Source organism: Pantoea sp. UBA7232 (assembly GCF_002473195.1).
Taxonomy (GTDB): Bacteria; Pseudomonadota; Gammaproteobacteria; order Enterobacterales; family Enterobacteriaceae; genus Pantoea; species Pantoea eucrina.
In genome coordinates this window covers 12,668-29,609 of the sequence record NZ_DKTK01000013.1, presented here as the reverse complement: position 1 = coordinate 29,609, position 16,942 = coordinate 12,668, and the positions used below count along the sequence as shown (strand labels likewise).

The window sequence follows — 16,942 nt, the reverse complement described above, 5'->3', positions numbered from 1 at the left end:
GAAACGCGATGACGCCGGTACGGCGCGGTGCGGGCTGCGGCCAGGGACGCATTAATGCGCTCCCTGCGACGGAATTCCCGCCCGGGGGCGCCGGTTGATGCGTATACTCTGGCTTTGGCCTGCCTGGAGAGAAGATGGATCGACTTGATTGTGACCGGATGTTTGTCGCTGTACTGGAGACGGGCAGCTTTGCCGCTGCGGCGATGCGCCTTGGCGCCAGCAGCGGGCAGGCGTCAAAGCTGGTGTCGCGGCTTGAGCAGTTGCTGGGCGTTCAGCTGCTCAAACGTACCACGCGGGCGCTCTCTCCGACCGATGCGGGCCGCGCTTACTATGAACGCATTAAAACGCTGCTGGATGCGTTTGATGCGCTGGATGACGCTATGCGCGAAAATGCCAGCCTGCCCTCTGGCCGGCTGCGTATCAGCGCGCCTGGCACCTTTGGAACGGCGGTACTGGCACCGGTGCTGGTCGCGTTTGCCCGTCACTATCCGCTAATCGAGCTGGACGTCAGCTTTTCCGATCGCGCTGTCAATATCGTGGATGAAGGGTTCGATCTGGCGGTGCGCATCGGCCACCTCGATGACAGCAGCCTGATCGCCCGGCGACTGGGTGACGTGCCGGTACATATTGCCGCATCGCCGGCCTACCTGCTCCAGCATGGCACGCCACAGCACTGGCGCGATCTCGCCCGACACCAGTGCATCAGCGACACCAACTTTCGCGATCCGTGGAACTGGCCTTTTGTCACGGCTGCAGGCGACAGCGCCACGGTACCAATCCGCGGCCGCCTCTGTTTTTCCAACACCGAAGCGTGCCTGCACGCTGCCGTCGCCGGGCTCGGTATCGCCCGCCTGCCCGGCTTTATCGCCACGCCCGCTCTGCTGCGTCAGGAGATTGTTACGCTGCTGGCGGACTTTGCGCCGCCGCCCATGGGGCTGTTTGCACTTTACCCCTCTGCCCGTTTTCTGGCGCAGAAAACCCGGCTGCTGATCGACTTTCTGGCCAGCCACTTCCTCCATCAGCCGCCCGCCTGATTACTTCCATTTCGGAAAGAATGAAAGCCGTTTTGCCTGGATTATCATCAGGCCCGCGGCGCGCTACTCTCTGCGCCCTGATTACACAGGAGCAGCGTTATGTTAGTGAATGGCAAATGGAGTGAAGCCTGGCATCCGGTACAGGCCACCGATCGGCAGGGTGGATTTGTACGACAGACCTCGCAGTTTCGTCACTGGATCAGTGCTGATGGCACAACCGAATTTGCCGCAGAGCCGGATCGCTACCATCTCTACGTGGCGCTGATCTGCCCGTGGGCATCGCGTACGCTGATTGCGCGCAGCCTGAAAGGTCTGGAACAGGTGATTACTGTTTCCGTGGTTGAACCGCAGCTGGGCAGCGCCGGCTGGCGCTTTGGCGATTATCCGGGGGCGCAGCGCGACACGCTGAACCAGGCTGAGTATCTGCATGAGCTCTATACCCGCGCCGATGCCGCTTTTACCGGACGCGCCACCGTCCCGGTGCTGTGGGATAAAAAGACGCAGACTATCGTCAATAACGAGTCGGCCGATATTCTGCGCATGCTGAACAGCGGCTTTGGCGATCTGGCTGACGATCGCCTGGATCTCTATCCTGCCGATCTGCGCACGGAGATCGATGCGCTGAATGAAACGATCTACACCCGGTTAAATAATGGCGTTTATCGTACCGGCTTTGCCACTACCCAGGTAAGTTATCAGCAGGCTTTCAGCGACGTTTTTGCGCAGCTGGACGAGCTGGAAGCGCTGCTGAAAGATGGCCGTACCTTTGTGCTGGGCGAACGCCTGACTGAAACCGACATCCGGCTGTTTGTCACGCTGATTCGTTTTGACGCCGCCTACTATGGCCTGTTCAAATGCAACCTGCGTCGTCTGTGCGACTATCCGCTGCTGGATCGCTATCTGAAAAGCGTTCTGGCGGTCTCGGGCATACGACAGACGGTGAACATGGACCATATCAAACAGGGCTACTATTCGATTAACGCTCTGAACCCCAACGGCATCGTGCCCGCCGGGCCGGATATGGCAGCGTACGGTTTTTAAGGAGCAGGCATGGCAAAAGCACTGGTTATTTTTCTGCATGGCGTTGGCAGCAGCGGTGACGATCTGGCGGTGCTCGGTGAGCACTGGAGCGGGCTGCTGCCCGACGTGGCGTTTGCTTCCCCCGACGCGCCCTGGCCATTTGAGCATGCGATGGGCTATCAGTGGTTCAGCCTGACCGGCGTTACGCCGGAGAATCGTCCGGCGCGCGTGCGTGCGGCGCGCGATGCATTTGATGATACGCTGCAGCGCCTGATGGCGCAGCACGGCATGCCGGATGCCTGGGAAAACGTTATTCTGGTCGGCTTCTCGCAGGGATCGATCATGGCGCTGGATGCACTGGCTTCAGGACGCTACCCGCTGGCCGGCGTGGTGGCATTTTCCGGCCGGCTGGCATTCGACGAACCGCTAACCCCGCAGCCCTGCGCTTCCGCGCTGCTGATCCACGGCAAAGCGGATGAGGTGATCCCCTTCAGCGAAACAGCGTCCGCCGTCAGCCGGTTACAGGCGGCAGGCGTTAACGTAACGGCCGCTTTCGAAGCCACCACCGGCCACACCATCTCGCCGCAGGGCGCAAGAGAGGCGGTAACCTATATTGCGCAGTGCCTGCAGGATTAGCGCCAGCAGCGATTCAGCGCCTGCCAGGCGCGCCGTGCGCTCTCTGCCGCCGGCTGCGCTTTCAGCTGGTCATTGAATACTTCAATGCCAACCGGACCAGCATAACCGGCTCGCTGCAGGCGACTGACAAAGCTGGCCACATCAATAATGCCGTCGCCCGGCAGCAGCCGCTGGTGACGCGCATAGTCGCTCAGCGCCTGATTATTCTGCGGCGGCTGTTCAGCCATATCGCACAGCTGGACTTCATAGATACGGCTGGCCGGGATGCCCTCAAGGTGTGACGCGTCACCACCCAGCGCGCAGATATGAAACAGATCCACCACCAGGCCAACATTAGGCAGATCAAGACGCTGCAGGCGCTGCCAGGCAAGCGGCAGCGTATTGTCCACGCTACTCCACGCCATAGGCTCATACATGATGCGCATCTCATGGCGCGCCGCTTCCGCCGCCAGCCAGCGCAGATCGTCATCAATGCGTTCCGGGATGCAATCCTGTCGCGTGGTGGCAGGCGCCTGGATGGTGTCGCAGCCAATCGCACGCGCCAGCCGGATAAACTGCTGCAGCTCCTCACGCTTTTGCTGGCGCTCGCTGTCCGGCGCGCCGGTAAAATCGCGCAGCACCTGCAGATTAGTGAAACGGATCGCGGAGTGCGCTAAGTGCGCCGTCTCCATCTTTTCCACATCCTCGCGCCAGATTTCAGCCTGATCAAAACCTGCATCCTGCGCCGCGCGCAGCTTTGCTGCAGGCTCGCCCTGCAGCAGGACCAGATTAAGAAAAAGTGGATTGCCCGGCATGGTTACGCTCCTTTGCGTCTGAACAGAATCTTCCCTGACGGGTCGCTGACGGGTGCTCAGCCGAGCAGGTTAACCACTGCAAAGCCCGCAAAGGTCATCAGCAGCGAACCCACGACATGCACCAGCACGCTCGACATTGCCCACAGGTATTTACCTGATTGTAGCAGGCTGACAATTTCTGCTGAGAAGGTAGAAAACGTGGTCAGGCCGCCGCACAGACCGGTAACGATCAGCAGTTTCCATGCCGGATCGAGCTGTGGGTAACGCATAAACCACGCCAGAGCGGCGCCAATAATGAAACCGCCCGCCAGGTTGACGATCAGCGTGCCTGGCGGCAAATCAGGAAACAGCGCGTTAAAACGTAGCGAGATAAGCCAGCGCAGGGTGCAGCCAGCAGCTCCGCCGACGATTACGGCACACAGCGACTTCAGCATAATTTGATCTCCGGAATGAAGCGCGCATAACGGCAGCAGGAAACGAAAAACGCCTGACCCGCCGCCCTCTCCGCGCAGGGATAAGCGTATAGTCAGGCGTCATCAGCCGTCTGAAAACAGCGGCGGTTGGATCGGGTGGTACGCCATCACCCGTGCTGAGATAATACGCTATCGCCGGTAAACGATCACCCTGCCGGCAGCAGCGCCGGGTTACGGTCAGACCACCCGGTGACGCAGACGACCGATTTTTTCAATCTCCACTTCAATCTCATCACCCGGGAACATAAACAGCGGTGGCGTACGCTTTTTGCCGACGCCGCCGGGCGATCCGGTAATAATAACGTCTCCCGGCGAGAGTGGGCTAAACGCAGAGATATACTCAATAATTTTCGCCACCGGATGCACCATACTGGCCGTGGTGTCGTTCTGCACTTCGCGCTGGTTAAGCCAGGTTTTGATCGCCAGCTGCTGCGGATCGGGGATCTCATCAGCCGTGGTCATCCACGGGCCAAAGCCGCCGGTCTGCTGCCAGTTTTTTCCGGCGGTAAACCAGGTAAACTGCATATCGCGGACAGTGGCATCCATAAAGCAGCTATAGCCCGCCACATACGCCAGCGCGTCGCTTGCCGGCACCTGCGAGGCGGCTTTGCCGATAATCACAGCCAGCTCGCCCTCGTAGTCAAATTCTGCGGTAGTCGCAGGCTTCAGTAGCGGCTGTTCATGCGCCGCCAGTGAGTCAGCGAAACGGACAAACAGCGTGGGCGCCTCCAGCGTTTCCGCAAACTCTTTACGTTTGTCAGCATAGTTCATGCCGACGCAGAAAACTTTTCCCGGCTGCTCAATGACCGGCAGAAAACGAATGGCACTAAACGCATGATCCGCTGGCAGATGCTCAAATGCGGCCAGATCGCTGATACCGCCGCGCGCCAGCAGGGTTTTCAGATCGGAACAGGCGTCACCCAGGCGCAGCCCAAGATCAACAACACCCTCTTCCTGCACGATGCCATAGCTTTTGCGTGCACAATCAATCAGATAAAAACTGCAAAGCTGCATAACCGCCTCGTTATAATAAGAAATGGCGCGCAGCGTATCAAAAGCCAGCCAGAAATGCGGTATGACCTGCAAAGAAAGTGGTGAAGGTTTGTGTCAGTCTGCGTGCGGGAAAGGACAAAGATGAGAGGTGATAATCATCCTTCGATCCCTGAAGGCGATTATCGAGGGTAACTCTGGACGCTTAAGAAAACGCGCCCGGCGGTACGTGTTTAAAGGTTGCGACATAGGCGCGAAACACATAACGGAAAAAAGCTTTCATGAAACACCTGACTCAAATATTGTTGAAAAATTACGCGCAAATTATAGCGACAGCGCGTTTTTCATGCAATTTTATTTGAGCCAGATCACAAAATTAACGTTCAGCTCATCAATCCCAGATGCTCGATCAGAATCGTGCTGCCGATACAGATCAGGACCACGCCCCCCAGCACTTCTGCCCACTTGCCCAGCACCGGGCCGATAAAGCGTCCCACCAGCACACCGGTTGTCGCCATCAGCGTGGTTGCAGCACCAATGGTCAGCGCGGTGAACAGAATATTAACCTGCAGGAAAGCGAGACCGACGCCGACGGCCAGCGCATCAAGGCTGGTGGCAACCGCCGTCAGCGCCAGCACCATAAAGCCGTGCTGCTGCTGCGCTTCGCAGGGCTCATCTGCTGTCTGGCGGAAACCTTCCATAATCATACGGCCGCCCAGTACGCTAAGCAGACCAAAGGCCACCCAGTGATCCCACGCCATGATGTAGTGACTGGCCGCCAGGCCGATTGCCCAGCCGATTAGCGGCGTCAGCATTTCGATGGCACCAAAAATCAGGCCAGTGCGTAAGGCTTCTTTTATTCCCGGACGGTGCAACGACGCACCTTTACCCAGTGCAGCGGCAAAGGCGTCCATTGACATGCCAAAAGCCAGGATCAGGGTTGCGATGAATGTCATGGGTTTTTAGCCAGTTAGCGAACAAATGCGTAAATCCTCTGCTTTGTTCGTATTAATAAGTCAGTCATAAAAAAGTGCGCGCAGTCTAGCATGCAAATACCCCAAAAAAAAGACAACAAAATCAGGGGTTTAAGTATAGCAAAGGCTATAACTCTTAACTGCCGCTATTTTTAACGCTAAGTTGATGGAATCGCAGAAATTTCCTGGCGTCATCTGATTCACAGATTGCACTGCCCGCCCCTTTTATGCGCTAATGCACGCGCAATATTGACAGGAAAAGAGCGATGAAAAACCCTTTCGAAACACTGATTATTCCAGGCGGGATCCTGCTGCTGGGCTTTCTTTCGGCGCTTCTGCTGCCCGCCCCCTCTTTTGGTCTGATATGGGCGCAGCGACTGCAGCAGAGCTTACACCTCCAGGATCTCAACCAGCTCTATACGCTGGTATTTTGCCTGTGGTTTTTGCTGCTTGGCACGCTGGAGTTTTTTGTTATCCGTTTTATCTGGCGTCGCTGGTTTCAGATGCGCTGACCCCTCTCTCAAACGCTTCGCCCGTTAAAATCAGAATCACAAAAATGTAACACTATTTTTACACAAACGGGCGACATATCACGCAACAAAAAATCCCCGTTTCCAGCTCACCATAAATATTTCTTATTATTCAGAATGTTATTTTGTGATACCTGTCACTGTTCAACTTTCAGCCTCTGCGACCTCGTCACAATTACATAACATTGATATCTGCATAACCTGCTGATTAGCGGATAAAAATATCTTATAAGCTGCCGCTCAGGCTGATTAATTCTTATGCTGAATCATTTCGGCATTTAAAAAATAAACAAACGTTTAATTCCAATACGAGAATGTTATATTCAGAAGCATATGCATAACGTGTAGTTAACCGTTATCGCCCCATTGGCTTAACCTGAGTCTTAACCCTTTGAGATAGCGCAGCGCGCGTAAGCCGCGCGGCTATTTTGCCTGCCAACCTGTTGAGCTTCAGGTCAACAGAAGAGGAGATGTCGCCTCATGAGCAACACTGCGGTAAACCTGGCGCTGAGCAGCGCTGCAATGGATGGTGCAAAACGTCAGGAACGGAAAGAAGTTGATGTCCTGCTGATTGGCGCAGGCGTGATGAGCGCTACGCTCGGCACCTGGCTGCAGGAGCTGGAGCCAGACTGGTCCATTGAAATGGTTGAGCGTCTGAATGACGTCGCAGTGGAGTCCTCTAACGGCTGGAATAATGCCGGTACCGGTCACGCCGCGCTGGCAGAGCTTAACTACACGCCGCAAAAGGCGGATGGCTCGATCGACATCGCTAAAGCGGTGACCATCAACGAATCTTTCCAGATGTCGCGTCAGTTCTGGGCGTATCACGTGCAGAAAGGCAACCTGCAGGATCCCAAAAGCTTTATCCATACCACGCCACACATGAGTTTTGTCTGGGGTGACGCTAACGTCGACTTCCTGCGCAAGCGTTTCCAGGCGCTGCAGAAAAGCACGCTGTTCCGCGGTATGCACTATTCCGAAGATCGCGAGCAGATTGCGCAGTGGATCCCGCTGGTGATGAAAGGACGCGATCCGCAGCAGAAGGTAGCCGCCACCTGGACCGATATGGGTACAGACGTCAACTTTGGTGAAGTGACGCGTCAGCTGATCGCCGCCCTGGAGAAAAAAACGCATTTCCGCCTGCGTATGCGGCAGGAAGTGCGTGACCTGGTGCGCCTGAACGATGGCCGCTGGCAGGTTACGTTGATGAACCTGGATACCAGTGAACAGCGCACCCTGATTACCCGCCAGCTGTTTATCGGTGCCGGCGGTGCGGCGCTGCCGCTGCTGCAGAAGTCAGGCATTCCTGAGGTTAAAGGTTACGCCGGCTTCCCGGTAGGCGGCTCTTTCCTTGTCACTGAAAATCCGGATGTGGTCGCGCAGCATATGGCCAAGGTCTACGGCAAAGCCAGCGTCGGCGCACCGCCTATGTCAGTGCCGCACGTTGATACGCGCGTGCTGGATGGCAAACAGGTGCTGCTGTTTGGCCCGTTCGCCACCTTCTCCACTAAGTTCCTGAAACAGGGTTCGCTGCTGGATATGTTTGGCGCGATGAACACCAGCAACCTGCTGCCGATGATGCAGGTCGGCCTGAAGAGTTTTGACCTGGTGAAATATCTGGTTGATCAGGTGCTGCAGAGCGATGCCGATCGCATGGAGGCGCTGCGTGCCTATGTGCCGCAGGCGAAACAGGAAGACTGGCGCCTGGTCACGGCGGGCCAGCGCGTGCAGATTATTAAAAATGATGAGCTGGAAGGCGGCGTGCTGCGCCTCGGCACTGAAGTGGTGACGTCTGCTGATGGCTCTATTTCTGCGCTGCTGGGCGCCTCACCAGGCGCATCGACCGCGCCACCGATTATGCTGGAGCTGATGGCTAAAGCTTTCCCTGAGCAGATGCGCTCACCGGAGTGGCAGACTAAAATCCGGGCCGTTATTCCGTCCTGGGGCCGCAAGCTCAATGGTGACGTGGCGCTGACCGAGAAAGTACTGGCCGATACCAGTCGCATACTGCAGCTGGAATATGAGCCGGTGATCACCTCGCATGCGGCAAACGACGAAGCGCGGATCACCGCTCACGTGGTCGGCAAATAGCTGACTGCTCAGGTGCGCCGCCCGGCGCACCTGCTCTATATTGCGCTCAGCGCGTCATACCCCATCCAGCCGGTCGTTGCCAGCAGCGATAGCGCCATCAGCGTGTTAAACAGGCGCCGCTTCCAGTGCGTCTGCAGGTACGTCCGCAGCCGATCGCCCAGCGCTGCCCAGAGCAGAATGCAGGGCAGATTGAGCGCGGCAAAACCGGTCAGCACCAGCCAGACGTTGCTGCTGCTGGCGTAAAGCAGCGCAACGTTGGTCACCATCAGCCAGGCCTTGGGATTAACCGCCTGAAAAGCCACGCCGCCCAGCAGCGTCATCGGACGCGGACGGACGCTGGCCTGCGGCGCACCGGCGCGAAAAATTTTCCATGACAGCCACAGCAGATAGCCGCAGCCCGCCAGCGTCAGCGGCAGGCGCACGGCTGCCATCCACGTCAGCAGCAGCTCCAGCGCCACGCTTGCCAGCAGCATCTGCAGCGCGCAGCCGAGTAGTATACCGCCCAGCACTGGCAGCGTGCGACGAAAGCCGAAATTGACCCCTGATGTGGCCAGCAGCAGATTGTTCGGGCCGGGCGTAATAGACATGATGGTGACATAACTGAAAAAGGCGGGATCGAGCATAGACGTTCTCCGGACTGAATAAGCTGACTCCATCGTAATGCCGCCGCCGCAATGGCAACAGAGACAGCAATTCAGTATTGTAATGGGTACAGTCATACTTTCTCTGCTTTGTACCTGTCACTTCCGGAGGCCATTGTGTCCCTCGCCTTTACTGACGATCAACCGCGCTACCAGCAGCTGGCAGCAAAATTTGCCGACGCTATTCATCAGGGTTCGCTGCGGCCGGGCGCCCGCCTGCCCGCCATCCGGCGAGTGGCGCAGTCGCATCAGCTCAGCGTAAATACCGTGCTCAGCGCCTGGCAACTGCTGGAGGATCGCGGCCTGATTGAGGCGCGGCCGCAGTCAGGTTATTACGTTCGCGGCGTATTGCCTGCCGTTACGCTGCAGCCGCAGCCGCCCACCGCAGAGAGTGGCGATCCGGATGCACAGAAGCTGGCGCTGATTGAACAGGTTTTTGCCGCGCAGAATAATCCCGACTACACCAATATTTCGCTGGCCTGTCCGCAGGACAGTGAGCTTTTTCCTTCAGCGAAGCTGGGCCGTATCACCGCCGCGCTGATCCGGCGCCAGGGCGACATTATCGGTCGTTATGCGCTGCCGCCCGGCAGCGAGCGGCTGCGCGAGGAGATCGCCCGGCGCAGCGTGCATACCGGACTGAACCTTACCGCTCAGGCGATTACCCTGACCCACGGCTGCATGGAGGCGCTGCAGCTGGCGCTGCGCGCTGTCACGCAGCCCGGCGACTGTATCGGACTGGAATCCCCCACCTATTTTTTCCTGTTTCCGCTGCTCGTCTCGCTCGGACTGAAAGCGCTGGAGATCCCCACCGATCCGCAGCGCGGTCTTTCGCTGGACGCGCTGGAGATGCTGCTGCAGGAGCAGCGCATTCAGGCGCTGATCGCTATGCCGGGCGCGCAAAACCCGCTGGGCTACGTGATGCCGTTGGAGAACAAAAAACGGCTCGCTGCGCTGATGAATCACTATCGCATTCCGCTGATTGAAGACGGGCTCTACGATGAATTGCAGTTTGACTGGCCGCTGTCACCGCCGGTTAAGGCGTTCGATCGCGATGGCTGGGTGATTTACTGCACCAGCTTTACCAAAACCGTGGCGCCTGATTTTCGTATCGGCTGGACCGCCGCGGGCCGGTTTCATGCCAGCATTGCGCGGCTGAAAGCGGTCTCGTCGATGACTGAATCGCGGCTGCTGAGCGAGACGCTGGCAGAGTTCCTCGCCAGCGGGGGGTACGATCATCATTTGCGCTCGCTGCGCCGGCGCTATGCGGCAAATCTGGATGCGGCGCGGGGCATTCTGGCGCGCCATTTTCCGCAGGGAACACGCGCCACGCTGCCGCGCGGTGGCTTTGTCTTCTGGGTCGAGCTGCCGGGTAAGATTGATACCGTGCTGCTGTTTAATCGTCTGCTGCAGGAGCAGATCTGCGTCACGCCAGGCGCGCTCTACACGCTGAGCGAACGCTACCGGCATGCGCTGCGCCTCTCCTGCTGTTATCCGTTCGACGCGCGTTACACCCGTGCCTTAGAGCGCACGGGTGCTCTGGCGTGCGAGATGAGCGGCATTGCCCCTGCTGCGTCTTAAGGCGTGCCGTTGCGTCCCCAGGTGGTAAATCCGGGGCGCTCGGTCAGCCGCTCATAGTAGGTCTGTATTGCCGGAAAATCGGGGTGATCCAGCGGCGTTTCAAACCAGCGGTTTACGGCCAGTCCAATGGGAATATCCGCCAGGCTGAAGTGACGCCCAGCCACATAGCGGCCCGATTTTTCCAGCTGCTGATTAAGTATCCCCATGGTGTGCGTCCAGCCTTTCACCGCTGCTGCGAGCAGACGGGGATCCTGATGCGCTGGTGAATTTCGTACCAGCGACATAAAGGCGTAGCGCCAGGAGGTGTTAAGCTCGGTAGCCTGCCAGTCGATCCACTGATCCACCGGCGCGCGTAAGCGCGGCTCCTCCGGATAGAGCCATGCACCACCGTAGCTGTTGGCCAGGTAGCGCAGAATAGCGTTGGATTCCCATATCACCAGCCCGTCGTCGATGATGACCGGCACCAGGGCGTTGGGGTTCAGCGCCATAAACTGCGGTGCATGCAGCGACAGACCCTCGTCGCCCCAGGCTTCATGCTTATAGGTGATATTCAGCTCAGCGCAGAGCCACAGCACCTTGCGCACGTTGATTGACGTTTTACGGCCTAAAATTTTTAACATCGCGGACTCCGCCTGCAGAATTATTAATCTATTCATAGCCCTGTTAGCGCGCTTTTACCATGCGCAGGGTATCATTCCACATATTGGCTGACAGAAAAGGAATTGTTATGAGAGTGGCGTTTAAACAGGTGGATGTCTTTACCGCAACGGCATTTCGGGGAAATCCGCTGGCCGTGATTATGGATGCAGCGGGATTAGCTGACGAGCAGATGGCAGCGATTGCGCGCTGGACCAATCTGTCAGAGACCACGTTTGTGCTGCCGCCAGAGAGCAGCGCGGCGGACTATCGCATCCGCATTTTTACCCCTTCAGGTGAGCTGCCGTTTGCCGGTCACCCGACGCTGGGTACAGCCCATGCGCTGCTGGAAGCGGGCTGGCCGCGGAAAAACGCCGGCTGTATTGTTCAGGAGTGCGGCGTCGGACTGGTTGAGGTGCGTATCGCCGCCGATGGCGCGCTGGCATTCGCTGCCCCCGCTGCAACCCTGACGCCGTTCAGCGATGCGCTGATGAGCCGCGCGCTTAACAGCGAGGCCTTTGATCTGACGCAGTCGCCTGCCGTAGCGGATATGGGTATTCGCTGGCTGCTGATCCCGCTCAGCAGCGCGCAGGCGGTCGTCGACGTCACGGCTTCCGTGGCCGATCTGCAGCAGCTGCAGCAGCGGGCGGGCGTCAGCGGCGCGCTGATTTTCGGCGCGCTGCCGCCGGGGGAACCGGAGCAGTATGAGGTCCGCGCGCTGTTTGTGGAGAATGGCAGCCTGACTGAAGATCCGGTCACCGGCAGCGCCAACGCCTGTCTGGCTCGCTACCTGGCGGCCCAGGGCCAGACGCGCAGCTACCGGGCGCGCCAGGGCAGCGCGATCCAGCGCAACGGCCGTATTGACGTTACCTATACGGAAGAGGCGATCTGGATCGGCGGCCAGACGGTAACGGTTATCGACGGTACCATCACGCTCTGACGCGCCGCTCTTACGTCAGCAGGCGATCACAACGCCTGACCGCCCGATGCTTCAATGCGCTGGGCGGTGATCCAGCCGCTCTCCTCGCTCAGCAGCATGCAGATAGCGTTCCCGATGTCGTCCGGCAGCCCGACCCGCCCCAGCGCGGTGACGGACGCAATCTGCGCGTTAAGTTCACGCGTATCGCGCACCCGTCCGCCGCCAAAGTCAGTCTCAATGGCGCCGGGTGCCAGAATATTGACGCGAATGCGGCGCGCGCCCAGCTCCTTCGCCTGATAGCGCGTCAGCACCTCCATGGCGCCTTTCATTGCGGCATAGGTTCCGGAGCCAGGCTGCGTGATACGGGTCAGCCCGCTGGAGATATTCAGAATACGGCCGCCGTCGTTCAGCAGCGGCAGCAGCGCCTGGGTCAGAAAAAACGGGCCTTTCAGGTGCACATTGACCAGCGCATCAAACTCCGCCTCAGTGGTATCGGTCAGCAGCTGATAGTGACCATGACCGGCGTTATTCACCAGAAAATCGAACCGGTCGCGCTGCCAGACGCGCTGCAGCGTCTGCGTAAGCTGTTGTGCAAAGGCAGCGAACTGGCTGCTGTCGCCAACGTCCAGCGGCAGCGCAGCCGCCTGCACGCCCAGCGCTTCGATCTCCTCTGCCACTTTCTGCGCTTCATCAGCGTGACTTCGGTAAGTAAACACAATATGCGTGCCGCGTGCGGCCAGTTTCAGGGCTGCATTACGTCCCAGGCCGCGGTTTCCGCCGGTAATCAGCGCTATTTTGTGACTCATAACTCTCTCCTGCTGAAAAAGTGAACTCCTGATAAAGATATTCAAACCGAAGTGATCTATAAACGCAGATAACTGCGCAGCACTGTTTCAATAACAACAACAATCGGTGAACAACATGGATAAAATTCACGCAATGCAGGTTTTTGTACGCGTCGCGGAGATGGGCAGTTTTACCAAGGCTGCTGAAAGTCTGGGTTTACCAAAAGGCAGCGTGTCGCGTCAGCTGCAGGCGCTGGAGAACCAGATGGGCACGCGCCTGCTGCATCGCACCACCCGGCGCGTGCACCTCACCCAGGATGGACTGGTCTATTACGATCGCTGCCTCGATCTGTTGTCGATGATGGAGGATATGGACAGTCTGTTTCAGCATGACCCGGCGACGCTGAGCGGCAAGCTGCGGGTCGATATGTCGGTGGCGATGGCCACCAGCTTTATTCTGCCGCGCCTGCCGGAGTTTCTGCAGCACTATCCCGGCGTTGAGATTGAGCTGAGCAGCAGCGATCGCCAGGTGGATGTGATTCGGGAGGGATTTGACTGCGTGGTGCGCGTGGGCGAGCTGAAAGATTCCGGTCTGATTGCGCGAAAAATTGGCACCTATGCCTTGATCAACTGCGCCAGTCCCGACTACCTTTCCCGCTTTGGCCGTCCGATACGGCTGGAGGAGCTGTCGCAGCACGCCATGGTGCACTATACCCAGCAGCTGGGTCAGCCTGCGCCGGGATTTGAATATTTCGATGGCCGCCAGTGTCACTATGTGCAGACCGGCGGCGTGGTGACGGTAAACAGTACTGAAACCTACCGTGCCGCCTGCCTCGCCGGGCTGGGGATTATTCAGGTGCCGGCAATGGGCGTTCAGCCGCTGCTGGAGTCGGGTCAGCTGGTGGAAGTGCTGCACGCTTTTCCGGCAAAACCGATGCCGATTACGCTGCTCTATCCGCACCGCCGCAACGTGGCGCGCCGCGTGCGGGTGTTTATGGAGTGGCTGAGTCAGGTGCTGCAGGAGTATGTCACCTGACACATCCGCCGCCGCCGTTATTTACGGTATATAATTTCAGTTTCGCAGTGAACAGGATGCCTATCGTCTATGACAGACAAAACAACCCAGCAGTCAGCCGCCGATCCAAAGCCGCTGATCGATATCCACACCGGTAACAAAACCGTGGATGGCTCAATTCGTCGCGTGTCGCGCTTCGCCACGTGGTTTCAGTCTATTCCGGCCGTCGCGCACTTTATCCGGGCGCTGGATCGCTTTAATGACCGGCTGGGCAGCCAGTTTGGCGCGGCGATCACCTACTTCTCCTTTTTATCGCTGATCCCGATTCTGATGGTGTCGTTTGCCGCCGTGGGGTTTGTGCTGGCCTCTAATCAGGATCTGCTGTCAGAGCTGATTAACAAAATTGTCAGCAGCATCAGCGATCCTACGCTCGCCACCACGTTAAAAAATACCGTGAACACTGCGATTCAGCAGCGCGCTACCGTGGGTCTGACCGGTCTGCTGCTGGCACTCTATTCCGGTATCAACTGGATGGGCAACCTGCGCGAAGCGGTTCGCGCGCAGTCGCGCGATGTCTGGGAGCGAACGCCGGATGATAAAGAGGTGTTCTGGAAAAAATATCTGCGCGATCTCTTCTCACTCCTGGGGCTGATGCTGGCGCTGGTGATCACCCTTTCGCTGACGTCGATTGCCGGTGCGGCTCAGGCAGCGATCGTCAGCGCGCTGGGGCTGGATGGCATCGACTGGCTGCGTCCGGTAATGACAATTATTGCCCTCTCCATCTCCGTGCTGGCGAACTATCTGCTGTTCCTGTGGATTTTCTGGATCCTGCCGCGCCATAAGCCGCGTAAAAGAGCGCTGCTGCGCGGTACGCTGCTGGCAGCTATCGGCTTTGAGGTGATTAAATTTGTTATGACGCTGACGCTGCCGAAGCTGGCGACCTCTCCTTCAGGCGCTGCCTTTGGTTCAGTACTCGGCCTGATGGCATTTTTCTACTTCTTTGCCCGCCTGACGCTGTTTTGCGCCGCGTGGATCGCCACGGCGAAATATAAAGGTGATACGGAGATGCCGCAGCCGCGCCAGCCCTCCTGACAACGGGCACAGGGCAACCCCCTGAACAGTAAAACCTGTTTCCTGCTGGTGAATTTTAGCGCTCCCGCCAGCAGGAAACGCCAGCCAGTCACTTTTATTTAGCGGTTTAGCAGCGATTCACGCCAGAAAAACGTTTCCTGCCGCTGCCATTCGCCACCATTCCGGTTAACTCAGACATTATTCTCTTTTTCGCCGAAAATCGTCGTTTTGCGACGCTTTTTGCTCATTGAATGCCGCATACCAGGTGCGTAATATTTCTGGTTTACATTTACAATTAAGAAACATTTATGCAAGCCTCCATCACAGAAACACCTGACGCGCTGCACGACGAAGCGCCGGTCAATTCACGCGGTAAAGTTGTCGTAGCTTCTCTGGTCGGTACGGCTATCGAGTTCTTCGATTTCTATATTTACGCCACCGCAGCGGTTATCGTCTTTCCGCATATTTTCTTTCCTCAGGGGGACGCCACGGTTGCGACGCTGCAGTCGCTGGCAACCTTTGCCATCGCCTTTGTCGCGCGGCCAATCGGCTCAGCGGTGTTTGGCCACTTTGGCGACCGCGTTGGTCGTAAAGCGACGCTGGTCGCTTCACTGCTGACGATGGGCGTCTCAACGGTGCTGATCGGCCTGCTGCCTGGCTATGAAACTATTGGCGTTGCCGCGCCACTGCTGCTGGCGCTGGCGCGCTTCGGTCAGGGGCTGGGACTGGGCGGCGAATGGGGCGGTGCCGCGCTGCTGGCAACCGAGAATGCGCCGGCGAAAAAGCGCGCGCTGTATGGATCGTTCCCCCAACTGGGCGCGCCGATTGGCTTTTTCTTTGCCAATGGTACGTTCCTGCTGCTCTCCTGGCTGCTGACCGACGAGCAGTTTATGCAGTGGGGCTGGCGCGTGCCGTTTATCCTTTCTGCAGTACTGGTGCTGATCGGCCTCTACGTGCGCGTCTCGCTGCATGAGAGTCCGGTTTTTGCCAAAGTGCAGAAGGAGCAGAAGCAGGTGCGTATGCCTATTGGTACGCTGCTGAGCAAACATATGACGGCGACCATACTCGGCACCTTTATCATGCTGGCTACCTACACGCTGTTCTATATCATGACCGTCTATTCGATGAGCTACGGCACCGCCCCGGCGCCGGTCGGACTGGGCTACTCGCGCAACAGTTTCCTGTGGATGCTGATGGTGGCGGTAATCGGATTTGGCGTGATGGTGCCCATTGCCGGTCTGCTGGCCGATCGTTTTGGTCGCCGCAGAACGATGATCACTATTACGCTGATGATTATCGCTTTTGCGCTGATGTTTCCGCTGCTGCTCGGCTCCGGCTCGCAGATTCTGGTGATGGGCTTTCTGCTGCTGGGCCTGAGCATTATGGGCCTGACGTTTGGCCCGATGGGTGCGCTGCTGCCGGAGCTGTTCCCGACCGAAGTGCGCTATACCGGTGCCTCTTTCTCTTATAATTTGTCATCCATTCTGGGAGCGTCCGTAGCACCCTATATCGCCACCTGGCTCAATGCAAACTATGGCCTGCAGGCAGTGGGTTTCTATCTTGCCGCCATGGCGGTGCTGACGCTGATTGCCCTGATCGCCTGTAAAGAGACGCGGCACCAGACGCTGTATGATGCGGCGTAAACGCGTATCCTGATGCAGCATAAAAACCCGGCCAGTCCGGGTTTTTTATTGCGTAATGCCGCGGGACGGTGCGGCGCGGGGTATATCGTACAGGGGCCGCATTTATGCGGCC

The 16,942-nt window shown here is 58.0% G+C and carries 17 protein-coding genes and 1 riboswitch; of the genes, 10 read left to right on the top strand and 7 right to left on the bottom strand.

Annotation, left to right across the window (positions count from 1 at the left end; translation table 11 throughout):
• Nucleotides 1–134: 134 nt before the first annotated feature.
• The 3 genes from B4056_RS12995 (at nt 135) to B4056_RS12985 (ending at nt 2,690) form a co-directional block, all read left to right on the top strand.
• Entirely contained in the window at nt 135–1,034 is a 900-nt protein-coding gene (locus tag B4056_RS12995) for a LysR family transcriptional regulator (RefSeq protein WP_288654938.1), read from the top strand.
• A gap of 99 nt (nt 1,035–1,133) precedes the next feature.
• Nucleotides 1,134–2,075 carry a glutathione S-transferase family protein gene (locus tag B4056_RS12990; RefSeq protein WP_039381074.1) on the top strand — a complete coding sequence of 314 codons (942 nt, stop codon included), beginning with the start codon at nt 1,134–1,136 and terminating at the stop codon, nt 2,073–2,075.
• Nucleotides 2,076–2,084: 9 nt separating this feature from the next.
• The gene (locus B4056_RS12985) at nt 2,085–2,690 is read left to right on the top strand and encodes an alpha/beta hydrolase (protein WP_094112041.1); all 606 of its coding nucleotides are present in this window, start codon (nt 2,085–2,087) and stop codon (nt 2,688–2,690) included.
• On the opposite strand, the gene B4056_RS12980 is transcribed toward B4056_RS12985, so the two are convergent.
• From B4056_RS12980 to mntP, 4 genes are all read right to left on the bottom strand, one after another.
• Nucleotides 2,687–3,484 carry a sugar phosphate isomerase/epimerase family protein gene (locus tag B4056_RS12980; protein ID WP_071669260.1) on the bottom strand — a complete coding sequence of 266 codons (798 nt, stop codon included), beginning with the start codon at nt 3,482–3,484 and terminating at the stop codon, nt 2,687–2,689. The genes B4056_RS12985 and B4056_RS12980 overlap by 4 nt on opposite strands.
• A gap of 56 nt (nt 3,485–3,540) precedes the next feature.
• The gene (gene crcB / locus B4056_RS12975) at nt 3,541–3,918 is read right to left on the bottom strand and encodes a fluoride efflux transporter CrcB (protein WP_094112042.1); all 378 of its coding nucleotides are present in this window, start codon (nt 3,916–3,918) and stop codon (nt 3,541–3,543) included.
• Nucleotides 3,919–4,004: 86 nt separating this feature from the next.
• A riboswitch (Fluoride riboswitch) is annotated at nt 4,005–4,078 on the bottom strand.
• A gap of 56 nt (nt 4,079–4,134) precedes the next feature.
• On the bottom strand, nt 4,135–4,971 hold the full coding sequence (locus B4056_RS12970; RefSeq protein WP_094112053.1) for a fumarylacetoacetate hydrolase family protein: 837 nt from the start codon (nt 4,969–4,971) through the stop codon (nt 4,135–4,137).
• 359 nt (nt 4,972–5,330) lie between these two features.
• Nucleotides 5,331–5,903: a manganese efflux pump MntP gene (gene mntP / locus B4056_RS12965; protein ID WP_288654935.1), complete on the bottom strand. Its 573-nt coding sequence runs from the start codon at nt 5,901–5,903 to the stop codon at nt 5,331–5,333.
• A gap of 284 nt (nt 5,904–6,187) precedes the next feature.
• Between mntP and B4056_RS12960 the strand changes: the two genes are divergently transcribed.
• Nucleotides 6,188–6,433, top strand: coding sequence for a DUF1158 domain-containing protein (locus B4056_RS12960; protein ID WP_039381087.1), 246 nt, complete (start codon nt 6,188–6,190; stop codon nt 6,431–6,433).
• A 498-nt stretch (nt 6,434–6,931) separates the two neighbouring features.
• A complete protein-coding gene (gene mqo, locus B4056_RS12955) occupies nt 6,932–8,542 on the top strand; it encodes a malate dehydrogenase (quinone) (RefSeq protein WP_113655894.1) in 1,611 nt (536 codons plus the stop codon).
• Nucleotides 8,543–8,577: 35 nt separating this feature from the next.
• Here the strand turns inward: mqo and B4056_RS12950 are convergent, their stop codons facing one another.
• Nucleotides 8,578–9,165, bottom strand: coding sequence for a LysE family translocator (locus B4056_RS12950; protein WP_288654934.1), 588 nt, complete (start codon nt 9,163–9,165; stop codon nt 8,578–8,580).
• 135 nt (nt 9,166–9,300) lie between these two features.
• On the opposite strand from B4056_RS12950, the gene B4056_RS12945 reads away from it, so the two are divergent.
• The gene (locus B4056_RS12945; protein ID WP_288654933.1) at nt 9,301–10,761 is read left to right on the top strand and encodes a PLP-dependent aminotransferase family protein; all 1,461 of its coding nucleotides are present in this window, start codon (nt 9,301–9,303) and stop codon (nt 10,759–10,761) included.
• Here the strand turns inward: B4056_RS12945 and B4056_RS12940 are convergent.
• Nucleotides 10,758–11,381, bottom strand: a complete 624-nt coding sequence (locus B4056_RS12940; RefSeq protein ID WP_039381100.1) for a glutathione S-transferase family protein — start codon at nt 11,379–11,381, stop codon at nt 10,758–10,760. The two genes, B4056_RS12945 and B4056_RS12940, sit on opposite strands and share 4 nt — an antisense overlap.
• A gap of 107 nt (nt 11,382–11,488) precedes the next feature.
• On the opposite strand from B4056_RS12940, the gene B4056_RS12935 reads away from it, so the two are divergent.
• Nucleotides 11,489–12,337 (top strand): PhzF family phenazine biosynthesis protein, encoded by an 849-nt coding sequence (locus B4056_RS12935; RefSeq protein ID WP_113655892.1) that lies wholly within the window; start codon nt 11,489–11,491, stop codon nt 12,335–12,337.
• Between the two features lie 26 nt (nt 12,338–12,363).
• Here the strand turns inward: B4056_RS12935 and B4056_RS12930 are convergent, their stop codons facing one another.
• Nucleotides 12,364–13,122 (bottom strand): SDR family NAD(P)-dependent oxidoreductase, encoded by a 759-nt coding sequence (locus B4056_RS12930; RefSeq protein ID WP_150035016.1) that lies wholly within the window; start codon nt 13,120–13,122, stop codon nt 12,364–12,366.
• A 115-nt stretch (nt 13,123–13,237) separates the two neighbouring features.
• Here B4056_RS12930 and B4056_RS12925 point away from each other — a divergent pair, with 115 nt between their 5' ends.
• From B4056_RS12925 to B4056_RS12915, 3 genes are all read left to right on the top strand, one after another.
• Nucleotides 13,238–14,137, top strand: a complete 900-nt coding sequence (locus tag B4056_RS12925; protein WP_094112049.1) for a LysR family transcriptional regulator — start codon at nt 13,238–13,240, stop codon at nt 14,135–14,137.
• Between the two features lie 69 nt (nt 14,138–14,206).
• Nucleotides 14,207–15,208: an inner membrane protein YhjD gene (gene yhjD / locus B4056_RS12920; RefSeq protein ID WP_094112050.1), complete on the top strand. Its 1,002-nt coding sequence runs from the start codon at nt 14,207–14,209 to the stop codon at nt 15,206–15,208.
• Nucleotides 15,209–15,495: 287 nt separating this feature from the next.
• Nucleotides 15,496–16,830, top strand: coding sequence for an MFS transporter (locus B4056_RS12915; RefSeq protein WP_039381113.1), 1,335 nt, complete (start codon nt 15,496–15,498; stop codon nt 16,828–16,830).
• The last annotated feature ends 112 nt before the right edge of the window (nt 16,831–16,942 follow it).